This window comes from Streptomyces luteolifulvus, assembly GCF_008806595.1.
Lineage (GTDB): Bacteria > Actinomycetota > Actinomycetes > Streptomycetales > Streptomycetaceae > Streptomyces > Streptomyces luteolifulvus.
In genome coordinates, this window is record NZ_VZRB01000016.1 from 13224 (window position 1) to 24236 (window position 11013).

At 71.8% G+C, this 11013-nt stretch carries 9 protein-coding genes; 5 read left to right on the forward strand and 4 right to left on the reverse strand.

The window, feature by feature from the left end:
- Positions 1-23: 23 nt before the first annotated feature.
- Together F7R91_RS22430 and F7R91_RS22435 are read left to right on the forward strand one after the other, a co-directional pair.
- Complete coding sequence (locus F7R91_RS22430) at positions 24-2018, forward strand: CocE/NonD family hydrolase (protein WP_150951041.1); 1995 nt, start codon at positions 24-26, stop codon at positions 2016-2018.
- Between the two features lie 456 nt (positions 2019-2474).
- Positions 2475-2957: a transglycosylase SLT domain-containing protein gene (locus F7R91_RS22435; RefSeq protein ID WP_150950894.1), complete on the forward strand. Its 483-nt coding sequence runs from the start codon at positions 2475-2477 to the stop codon at positions 2955-2957.
- A 3-nt stretch (positions 2958-2960) separates the two neighbouring features.
- Here F7R91_RS22435 and F7R91_RS22440 read toward each other — a convergent pair whose 3' ends face one another.
- Entirely contained in the window at positions 2961-3767 is an 807-nt protein-coding gene (locus tag F7R91_RS22440) for an HAD family hydrolase (RefSeq protein WP_150950895.1), read from the reverse strand.
- Positions 3768-4124: 357 nt separating this feature from the next.
- Between F7R91_RS22440 and F7R91_RS22445 the strand changes: the two genes are divergently transcribed.
- From F7R91_RS22445 to F7R91_RS22455, 3 genes are all read left to right on the forward strand, one after another.
- Positions 4125-5189: a GNAT family N-acetyltransferase gene (locus F7R91_RS22445; protein ID WP_191971589.1), complete on the forward strand. Its 1065-nt coding sequence runs from the start codon at positions 4125-4127 to the stop codon at positions 5187-5189.
- Between the two features lie 56 nt (positions 5190-5245).
- Positions 5246-6526, forward strand: a complete 1281-nt coding sequence (locus tag F7R91_RS22450; RefSeq protein WP_150950897.1) for a glycosyltransferase — start codon at positions 5246-5248, stop codon at positions 6524-6526.
- 89 nt (positions 6527-6615) lie between these two features.
- Positions 6616-7371: a polysaccharide deacetylase family protein gene (locus F7R91_RS22455; protein WP_150951042.1), complete on the forward strand. Its 756-nt coding sequence runs from the start codon at positions 6616-6618 to the stop codon at positions 7369-7371.
- A gap of 11 nt (positions 7372-7382) precedes the next feature.
- Here F7R91_RS22455 and F7R91_RS22460 read toward each other — a convergent pair whose 3' ends face one another.
- The 3 genes from F7R91_RS22460 to F7R91_RS22470 form a co-directional block, all read right to left on the reverse strand.
- Positions 7383-8381 carry a glycoside hydrolase family 26 protein gene (locus F7R91_RS22460; RefSeq protein ID WP_225320743.1) on the reverse strand — a complete coding sequence of 333 codons (999 nt, stop codon included), beginning with the start codon at positions 8379-8381 and terminating at the stop codon, positions 7383-7385.
- Positions 8382-8602: 221 nt separating this feature from the next.
- Entirely contained in the window at positions 8603-9031 is a 429-nt protein-coding gene (locus F7R91_RS22465) for a hypothetical protein (RefSeq protein WP_150950898.1), read from the reverse strand.
- On the reverse strand, positions 9028-11013 hold the full coding sequence (locus tag F7R91_RS22470) for a glycosyltransferase (RefSeq protein ID WP_150950899.1): 1986 nt from the start codon (positions 11011-11013) through the stop codon (positions 9028-9030). Before F7R91_RS22470 ends, F7R91_RS22465 begins: the two co-directional genes overlap by 4 nt.

Below are 11013 nucleotides of genomic sequence, written 5' to 3' on the forward strand. Positions count from 1 at the left end.
TTGCATGGAAGTAGTGGAACGTGGTGCACATCCGTACGTCCTTCCCTCATGAGACGGCCCATGAGGACCTGCGCATCCCGCTCCCGGACGGGACCCTGCTCCACGCGCGCGCGTGGCGCCCCCTGACGGACGAGCCCGTGCCGGCGCTTCTCGAGTACCTCCCGGGCCGGCTGTCCGACGCGACCGCACCCCGCGACCGGCAGCGCCACCCCTGGTACGCCGGACACGGCTATGTCTCCGTCCGTGTCGACGCCCGCGGGCACGGCAACAGCGAGGGCGTGCCGGCCGACGGGCACTCGGTGACGGAGTACTCCGACGGGGCCGAGGTGGTGACATGGCTCGCCGCGCAGCCGTGGTGCGACGGCAAGGTGGGCATGTTCGGCGTGTCCCGTGGCGGCTTCGACTCCCTTCGGACCGCGGCCCTCGCGCCCGAGCCGCTCAAGGCGGTCGTCACGGTCTGCTCCACGGACGACCGCTATGACAACGACGGGCACTACATGGGAGGTTCCGTCCTCGCGGCCGGCATGCACACCCGGGCCGTCGGACACCTCTCCTCCGTCTGCCTTCCGCCGGACCCGCTGTACGCCGGCAAGGCCTGGCGGGAGCAGTGGCTCGGGCGCCTGGAGTCCGTCGAGTCGTTCCTCCCCACCTGGCTGGAGCGCCAGATCCGGGACGAGCACTGGCGGCGCGCAGGCGTCCGCGAGGACTACGGCGCGATCCGGGCCGCCGTCCTCGCCGTGGGCGGCTGGCACGACCCGCACCGCGACACGGTGCTCCGGCTCGTCGAGCACCTCCCGCCCGACCGTGTCCGCGGCCTGATCGGCCCCTGGTCACACCAGTACCCCGACCGCGGACTGCCCCCGGGCCCGGCGATCGGCTTCCTCCAGGAGACCCTGCGCTGGTGGGACCACTGGCTGAAGGGGGCCGACTCCGGGGCCATGGCCGAGCCGCTGCTGCGGGCCTACGTCAGCGACTCGCATCCCCCGGCGACCCGGTACGAGACCCTGCCGGGCCGCTGGGTCGGCGAGCCGTCCTGGCCCTCCCCCCACGTGACGACCGTCAGGTACGCCCTCCGGGGCGCCCCGCTGCCCGTGCGTTCTCCGCAGCACACCGGTGTCGACGCCGGACGCTTCCTGCCCCTCGGCGAGGAGGCCGACCTGCCTCCGGACCAGCGGGAGGAGGACGCGCGCTCGGCCTGCTTCGACTTCGAGGTGGGCGAGGAGACCTGGATCCTGGGGCGGCCGGGGGTACGGCTGCGGCTGACCTGCGAGGTGCCGCGCGGACAAGTGATCGCCCGGATGTGCGACGTGGCCCCCGACGGCGCCTCGACGCTGGTCACCCGGGGCGTGCTCAACCTGTCGGCGCGACAGGGGCCGGAGCGGGCGGTGCCGTGGACGCCGGGTTCCACGGAGGAGGTCGCCTTCGAGCTGCAGGGCATCGGCCACGCCTTCCCGGCCGGCCATCGCATCCGGCTCGCGGTCTCCTCCGCGTACTGGCCGTGGATCTGGCCCCAGCCCGGCTCGGCGGCGGGCTTCACGCTGGACCCCGCGGGCAGCTTCCTCGAACTGCCGGTCCGCGGCCGCGAGTCGGGCGGAGCAGTCAGGTTCGAGGAGCCGGAGCAGGCGGAGCCGCTCGGTGTGAACTCTCCCGGGACGCTGGACGAACCGCGTCCGCAGCGGCTGGTGGTGCGTGACGTGGCCAAGGGCGAGTGGCGCCTTGAGGCCGATCCGTGCCGGGACGGCACGCGTATGTACCCCGACGGGCTGGAGACCACCGAGGAAGCGCTGGAGACATACACGATCAGTGAGTCGGACCCCCTGTCGGCCCGCACCCGCTGCGACTGGTCGATCCGGCTGCACCGCCCCGAGACGGCGTGGGACACGACGGTCCGCACGCGCTCGGAGATCACCTGCGACGCGGCGGAGTTCGTCACCTCCGAGGAGGCGGTCTGCACCGAGGGCGGCGAGGTGGTCTTCCACCGGACCTGGGAGACGCGGATCCCACGGACGTCTGGTTGACAATGAGTTGGGCCCATTGCCCGATTTGCCACTCTTGTTCATGCCGGTGACTTGCCTCACGTCGCCGCGCGAGCCGACTTGAGCCTCTCCGCGGACGACTCACCTTGACCGCCTGCGAGTTGATGCTTGGCAGTCGCAAAGGATCAAGCGCCCCAAACACCTCAGGCCAAGGTCAATAGGGGCGAGTTGTGCATCAGCCACTTGTTCCGGACATGTGCCCTCGCATACGTTCCGGGCCGTCGGGCGGACGCCGAATCCTGCCGCCGCCCGGCCCGAGCACCGACCACCACACTTCACGTACGGCAGGAGCGGGGGACCCAGGTAAGTCGCCGCACCGGACGCCCCAGGGCGTACCGGGACGGCTGGGGGTGAAGTCGCGGCCCTCTCGGGGCGCGGCCGGGCAGCTCCCGCCCGAACCCGACAGCTCACCTCGCAGGCACCGGAGAGGAACCCGCCATGTCCGCAGCCGGTCAGCCCCGCCGCACCCGCACAGCCCGCCTCGCCCGCAAGCTCGCCGTCGCCGGTACCTCGGTCGCCGTGCTGACGCTCCCGCTGATCGGCGCGACCACCGCGTCCGCGGCCACCCCGCCCGTGACCACCGCCACCTCGCTGGGCTACGCCAACGACCTCGACGGCTGGATCCGGGCATCCCTCCTGGTCATGGCGGGCCACGGGATTCCGGGGACGTACGACGGCATCCATCGCAACATCATCCGCGAGTCCTCGGGCAACCCCTACGCCATCAACCTCTGGGACTCCAACGCGGCCGCGGGCACCCCGTCCAAGGGGCTGCTCCAGGTCATCGCCCCGACCTTCCAGGCATACCACGTCGACGGCACGTCGTGGGACCCGTACGACCCGGTCGCGAACATCACCGCGGCCTGCAACTACGCGGCCGCGCGGTACGGGTCGATCGACAACGTCTTCGGCGCGTACTGAGCGTCAGGGGAAGAGCCTTTCGAGGACGACGGCGATGCCGTCGTCCTCGTTCGACAGGGTGATCTCGTCGGCCACCGACTTGAGTTCGGGGTGGGCGTTGGCCATCGCCACGCCGTAGGCCGCCCAGTCGAACATCGGGATGTCGTTGGGCATGTCGCCGAAGGCGATGGTCCGCTCCGGGCCGAGGCCCAGGTGCTCGGCGGCCAGGGCGAGACCGGTGGCCTTGGTGATGCCGATGGGCTGGAGCTCGACGGTGCCGGGGCCGGACATGGTGACCGTCGCGAGCGAACCGACCACCGAGCGCGCCGTCGCCGCCAACTCGTCGTCGCTCAGGTCGGGATGGCGCAGCAGCACCTTGCTGATGGGCTCGCACCACAGGTCGTCGCGCCGGCCGACCCGCACGGCGGGGAGGGTGGGGTGCGGCATCAGATAGCCCGGCTCGATGAGCGTGAGCCCGTCGACGCCGTCCTGGTCGACCGCCGCGTACACCTGGCCCACCTCGGCCTCGATCTTGCCGAGCGCGGTCTCGGCCAGCTCCCGGTCCAGGGTGACGGACCACAGCAGACGGTCCGCGCCGGCGTCGTACACCTGCGCGCCCTGTCCGCACACCGCGAGCCCCGTGCTGCCGAGGTCGTCGAGAAGCGGCCGCACTCTGGGCGCCGGGCGCCCGGTCACCACGAGATGCCGCGCACCGGCCGCCACCACCTGCTGAAGCGCGTCGACCGACCGGTCGGAGAGGGTGTCGTCCCCACGGAGCAGCGTTCCGTCCAGGTCGGTGGCGATCAGTGAAAATGCGATGGGTGCGGCCATGATCAGAGAATACGGATGGAACACCCCGGTCGACTCGCCCCGATCAGGACGGCTCCCGCCTTCACATCCGTTGACCCCCGTTCCGTTTCCGGGAGTTGGCCCCTCTTTGCCGAGTTTGCCGAGCTCGGCACCACCGGTCTCCGTGGGCAATCTCACGACGGCGGGGACTTCGCCGGAACGGCAAACCGGAACGGCACAAGGGAGCGGAAAGAGACAGCAAAAAGAAATCGCGGCCTCTGCACCGTTTGGACACAGGATGGTCCGGTACCTACCCGAAGCCCCGTTCACGGCGGTACCGTCCAAAGGTGTCCAGGGGGGACTTGATCGGGGGGTCATGTGAACAGTGGACGCATTCGTGTGCTGAGGCCCGAGGAGCTCGGCGCCGGGGACAGAGAACTCTGGCGGGAACTGCGCACCAAGTCGGGGCAGCCGCGGAACCCGTTCATGGAGCCGGAGTTCACCGACGCCGTCGGCCGGGTGCGGCCGAGGACGTGTGTGGCGGTGGTGTACGAGGGGGGCGACGCGGTCGGATTCCTGCCGCACGAGAGAGGGCCGCTGGGACAGGGCCGGGCCCTGGCGTTCGGAGTGTCCGACTGCCAGGGCGCCGTACTTCCGCCGGGCTTCCCGCTGGAGGCCGGCGAGCTGCTGCGGGCCTGTTCGCTGTCGAGCTTCGCCTTCGACAACCTGGAGGCGGAGCAGGACCTGTTCGTTCCGGCCGCGGCCGCGGAGTACTCCGCCTACGTCATCGACGTGGAGAAGGGGTACGAGGCCTACGAGACCGTCCTGCGCGCCCAGGCGCCGAAGTTTCTGAAGACCACGCTCGCCAAGGAGCGCAGGCTCGGCCGCCAGGTGGGCGAGCTGCGGTTCGTGTTCGACGAAACCGATCCCGCCGCGCTGCGCACGCTCATGGAGTGGAAGTCGGCTCAGTACCGCAGGACGGGCCGCCGGGACCGGTTCGCACAGGAGTGGATCGCCCGGCTGGTGCACCAGCTCGCCGGCACCCGGGAGCCCGAGTGCACGGGCACGTTGTCCGTGCTCTACGCCGCCGGCCGACCGGTCGCCGCACACTTCGGACTCCGCTCGTCGACGGTCCTGGCCTGCTGGTTCCCGTCGTACGACCCGGAGTTCGCGAAGTACTCGCCGGGACTGGTGCTGCACTTGAGGATGGCCGAGGCGGCGGCCGCGGCCGGCATCGGTCTGCTGGATCTGGGGCGGGGGGCCGCCGAGTACAAGGACTCTCTGAAGACGGGTGAGTTGACCGTGTACGAGGGAGCGGCGACCCGCCCGGGGGTGGGCGCGGCGATGCACTGGCTGAGCGTCGAACCCGCCCGCCGTGCGCACCACTTCGTACGCAACCGGCCCCGGCTCGCGTCGGCGGCCGCCCGGACGCTGAAGGGCGTGGCCCGGCTGCGCCGGTCGTGACACAAGGGGCAACCGAGGGAGCACCAAGGAAGCAAGGGACACGAGGGGGAGGTCGCATGTCCCGTACGACGCGTGCGCAGGAGGAGATACGGCGGTTCCGGAGCATCACGCCGGTGCAGGTCGCGGAGCTGGACCTGGCGGGGGACGACGCCTGGCTCAGACCGGGGCCGGGCAGCCCGCCCGTGACCCCGGGTGAGGTCTTCGTCCTGGTCAGGAGTCAGGGGCGGCCCGTGGGCACACTGCTCGGCAGCGTGCCCGAGGGAGCGGAGCCGAAGGCCGTACTGATCGCGCTCGCCCGGAAGAGCAGGCTGCGGGGCCCGGCCCCCGGGGAGCCGCCCGAGCCACCGCTCACCAGCGTCGTCGTCGCCACCCGCGAACGCGCCGGGCAGCTCGCCCGGGCGCTCGACTCACTGCTCGCCCAGGACCATCCGGACTTCGAGATCGTCCTGGTCGACAACGCGCCCGTGACGACCGGGACCCGGGACCTCGTGGAACGGAAGTACGGCGAGCGCGTGCGGTATGTGCGCGAGCCCGTCCCCGGACTCGCCGTCGCCCACAACCGGGGCATCGAGGCCGCCCGCGGCAAGGTGATCGCCTTCACCGACGACGACGTCGTCGCCGACCCGCGCTGGCTCACCGAGCTGACCGCGCCGTTCACCGCCGACCCCGGTCTCGGCTGCGTCACCGGCCTGATCCTGCCGGCGCGGCTGAGCACCGCGGCCCAGGTGCTGCTGGAGAGCCACGGAGGCTTCTCCAAGGGCTTCGCCCCGCGTACGTACGACCCCGGTGACCCGCCCGCGGACGAGCCGCTGTTCCCGTTCACCGCCGGGCGGTTCGGCTCCGGCGCCAACATGGCCTTCCGCGCCTCGGTGCTGCGTGCCGTCGGCGGATTCGACCCGGCCACCGGCGCCGGAACGCCCGCCCGCGGCGGCGACGACCTGTACGGGTTCGTCCGCGTCCTCGCCGAGGGACACCGGCTGCGCTACACCCCGCAGGCCCTGGTGTGGCACCACCACCGTGACACCTGGCGGGACCTGGAGACCCAGGCGTACGGCTACGGCGCGGGCCTCACCGCGTACCTCACCGCCGTCCTGGTACACCGCCCCGCCCTGCTGCCGGCGTTCCTCGCCCGGCTCCCCCGCGGCCTGGCCCACGCCCGCGCCCTGACCGCCGCGCGCACGGCGGACGGCACCGGAGCCCCGGGCGACCACGACACCCGCAGCCACCCGTGGCCCGCGCGCCTGTCCCGCCTGCAGCGCAGGGGCATGCTGTACGGCCCCGTCGGCTATGTCCGGGCCCGACGCGCACTGCGCACGACCGGACGGAGGACGCGATGACCGCGCAGGGCACGGACGGCAGAGGCGGGCCGGCGGCGCACGGCACGGGTGACCGCGCCGGCATCCCGGTCTTCCTGTACCACGCCGTGATGGAGGACCCGCCCGACTGGATCGCCGAGTTCACTGTCACACCGAAGCAGTTCGCGGCGCATCTCGACGCTGTCGTCGACAGCGGCCGCACGCCCGTCACCATCAGCGCGGTCGCCGACCATCTCGCGGGGCGGGCGCCACTGCCGCCCCGGCCCGTGCTGCTGACCTTCGACGACGGCTTCGCCGACCTGCCCGGCCCCACCGCCGAGGCGCTCGCCGGGCGGGGGCTGCCGGCCACCGCGTATCTCACGACCGGGGCCGTCACCCCGGGCGGCCGCAGTCTGCTGCCGCCCGCCCCGATGATGCCCCTGGACCGGGCGGCGCGGCTGGAGCACAGCGGCATGGAGGTGGGCAGCCACACCGTGACGCACGCCCAGCTGGACACGCTGTCCGGCCGGGACCTGGCGTACGAACTGCGCACCTCCAAGGCGGTACTGGAGGACTGCCTCGGCCATCCGGTCCGGCATCTCGCCTATCCGCACGGCTACAACAGCTCACGGGTGCGGACGATGTCCGCCGACGCCGGGTACGAGACGGCGACGGCGGTGCGGCACGCGCTCAGTTCGGACCGGGACGAGAGGTACCGCATAGCCCGCCTCATCGTCCGGCAGAGCCACACCCTCGGCGACGTCGAGGACTGGCTGGCGGGCAGGGGCGCCCGTATCGCGCCGTACCGGGACGGGCCGAAGACGGTCGCCTGGCGCTGGTACCGGCGGGCCCGCGCCGTGCTGCGCGGGCCCGTGTTCGCGGGCTGAATCCCACGCTGTCACCGCAGCGGCTGGTTGAGGTACGGATCCGAGACAGCCTTGCGCAGGCTCGCCCAGGCGTCGTCGTCGGCGACCGCCAGATCGCAGTCCGGCCCCGGGTCACGGTAGTTCCACTGGAGGGCGGCCTTGACCCCGTCCAGGCTCTTGAGCACCCGGGGCACCTGCGCGTACCAGCCGGCTTGCCGCTCGGGACGGGACGGGTCGTTCGCGGTGCCGAACTCGGACAGCATCAGCGGCTTGTCGTCGGAGAGATGCGCGCGGATCCAGTCGTGGGTGGCGGTCTGCGTCTGCCGGAAGGACAGCCAGTCGGCGTTGTGGCAGCGGTAGTAGTTGTACTGGTTGTAGCCGATCCAGTCGACGTAGTCGTCGCCCGGGTACAGCCGAGTGAACAGGTCGGCGTGGTCCAGGTATCCGGTGATGATCCAGGTCCACACGACGTTGTCGACACCCAGTTCCCGGAACCGGTCGTGGATGTGCCGGTACGCCCGGACGTAGTCCTCGGGTGTGCCGCTGGCCGGGGTGCGGGTGTCCATCTCCAGGTCGAAGGAGAGGAACACCTTCTTCCCGTACGCCTTGACGCGCCGGGCCTGGACGTCGATCACCGACGCGTCCAGGTCCCCGGCCGCGATCTGCTTCCAGGTGGGCTGCTGCTGTGGGGTGCCGCCCCACCACTTGCTCTCCCAGGACAGCAGCAGCATGCGGTCCCGGCCGACGGCCTGTTCGTCCTCGGTGAGCAGCCGGCCCTCCAGACGGACGCCCTCGACGCGGGACATGTCGTGGTACGTGTAGACGATGTCGAGCCTGCGGCCCACGCGTTTCTCGTAGTCGAGGACCTGCTGACGCAGATCGTGCTTGTTGTGCGGCACGAAGGCGCCGAACCAGGCTCCGCAGGGCGGTTCGAGCAGCGCGGTGGGCCGGCACTCGCCGCCCGGTGCGGAGGACCGCGAGCCCGGCCCCTCGGCCGGCCCGGAGGCGTCCCGGAGAGCCAGGACTCCCACCAGGACCGCGCAGGCGACGGTGGCGGAGCTGATCAGCAGGCGACGGCGCCCCGGTGCCGCAGGGCCGGCCGGGTCCCGGTGCGGCTTCGGCGTGCGGTGGTGTCCGGCGGCCCTGCGGCGAAAACGACGGGCGAGCGAACGGACGAGCGAACGGGCGAGGGTCCGGGGAGAAGTACGGGGAGAAGTACGGGGAGAAGTACGGGAAGAGGTACGGGCAGACCTCACGGAGCGGAACCCTTCCGTGTCCTCGGCGGCGGGGACGCGCGCAGCGGCGGGCAGAACGCGGCGAGCGTGGTCAGCACGGTGAGTGCCAGCAGCACGCGCTGCCCGCTGAAGGCGTGGCCGGCGATCAGCACCGTCGCGGCGATCAGTACGACGCCCACGCTCAGGAAGACCACCAGCATCAGCCGCTCCAGCAGGTCGGAGTGGCGTGCGAAGTCGGGGTCCCGTCGGTCGACGGGGCTTTCGGCGGGCCGCGAGCGCAGCGCGGGCCCGCCGATTCTGACCACGGCCGCGCCCGGGCCCGCCGCCAGGAAGACCGCGACCGCGGCAGCCCGCAGCGGTGACGCGTCGGGCAGGGTCAGCGCGGCCAGCGCCAGCCAGCCGCCGAACGGAGGCAGCATGCGGATCACGAGTTCCTGCGGTGTCATCGGCTCGCTCCCTTCAGCACGTACACCACTCCGGCGCCATTGCCCGCCACCCGTTCGAAGAGGGGCGAGGCGGCGACCGACCGCTCGATGCGTCTCAACTCGGCGCCGGAGAGCAGGCCGTTCATCTCGGAGTCGGCGAACTGCCCCTGGGTGAGGAGGAAGTAGGCACGGCCCGGCGGCTCCACCACGGACATGTCCCGGGCGAGCGTGGCGGCCGGGTTCTCGAGGATCTGGTCCACATGACCGCGGGTGTCCTCCAGGAACCAGTAGTGGTCCACATTCCAGTACGAAGCGTACGCCAACGGGTAGTTACGGTCGGCCGCTACGACGAGAGAACCCTTCGGCGCCCGGTCGAACACCTCGCGGACGAGGTCCACCTCCCGCGGGGGGAAGTAACTCATCCGGTCCTTGCCCGAGTAGCTCGGCACGAACGCAAGCGTTCCGGCGACCAGCGCGAGCAGCGGCACCCAGGTTCCGAACCGGAGACCCTGAGGGACGGTCTGCGGCCGTCCCTCCCGCGCGGCGGCGTCGGCGGCCAGGGTGCACACCCTGGGCAGCAGCGCGGCGGCGGCGAAGAAGCAGGCGCCGGGCAGCATGAACATCAGCACCCGGAAGATCATTTCGTCGCCGTAGCTGCTAGCCGCGAACATCGGCAGCGGGGCCGCCGCGAGCAGCACCAGCGGCAGGGCCCGGTGGCGCAGCACGCGCTGGCGCAGCACGCCGAACACCGCCAGCAGCAGCACCGAGCCCGACAGCAGCCGGGCCACCCAGGACGTCGCCACCGCTCCGGTGCCGGTCGGGGTCGCCTCGTAACCGGTGGAGAGGTTGCCGCCGATGTCGCCGACGGAACGGATCATGTCGGGCAGCGCGGCGGACAGGAAGGGCAGAGCGGCCGTGAGACACCAGGCCAGGAAGATCACGACTGTGGTGATCAGCGGGGTCCAGTCGCGGTAGCGGCGGGTGAGGCAGAGCGCGGCCAGCGACACCGCCAGCATGCCGGGGGTGAGCTGGTGCGAGATGACGATCGCCACGACCATGACGGTGATCACCAGCGTCCACAGCGCGGACCGCTGCCCACCGGCGCCGGTGCCGGTGGGGCCGTACCGGCGCAGCACCACGGCCAGGACGCCGAGATGCAGGGCGAACGCCACCGACTGCGGGGAGAAGTAGTCCTGGCCCACCCAGTTGGCGACGTAGAAGATCCACACCGCGGTCCAGATCAGCCGCCGGTCCGCGGTGAAGGTGCGGTAGATCAACAGCAGCGGGAGCAGCAGCATCAGGCTGGACACCAGCGGCCACCAGGCCATGTACATCGCGGCGGAGTCCACGCCCACCAGCCGCACCAGCGCCGCCTGGGCGGCGAAGAAGCCCGGCCACTGGTCGTACACCGCCAAGTCGCCGAGTTCCCTGGACGTCTGGAGCCCGCCGGACGTCAGCAGATGGTCGACGACCGCGTCGTGCTTCCACGCCCAGGCGTACAGCGGGGTCGGGTAGACGACGGCCTGGGTGGCCCGCTCCATCACCAGCAGCCCGAGGACGTACGCCAGTGACCAGGAGTGGCTGCGGCGCGGGTCACGGACGGTGAACCAGAAGCCGGCCACGAGAACGGCCAGGCCGAGCCAGAACGTCGGGTGCAGGGCGGAGACCAGACCGAAGTCGTCGAGCTCGGAGACATCGGTGTGCGTGACCGCGTACCCCCACAGGGCGAGCGCGGCCGGCAACGGCGCGGCCGGCCAGGCGGCCCGGCCGACGCGGGGCGGCCACGCCGGGAGGTCGGAGAGGTCCGAGAGATCGGAGAGGTCCGTCACGGCTTCTTCGGTGTGTCCGTGCGACTCCTGGGAGGAGCGGTCCGGTGCCTTCCGCGCGGGCAGGCCGGCCGCTTCCGGCTCGGCCCCGGACTGCGTCTCCTGGCGGCCGGGGGTCTGCTGCCCGGGTACGGGCTCCGGCTCGGATCTCTCCCGTGAAGTTGCTGGCGGACGCAC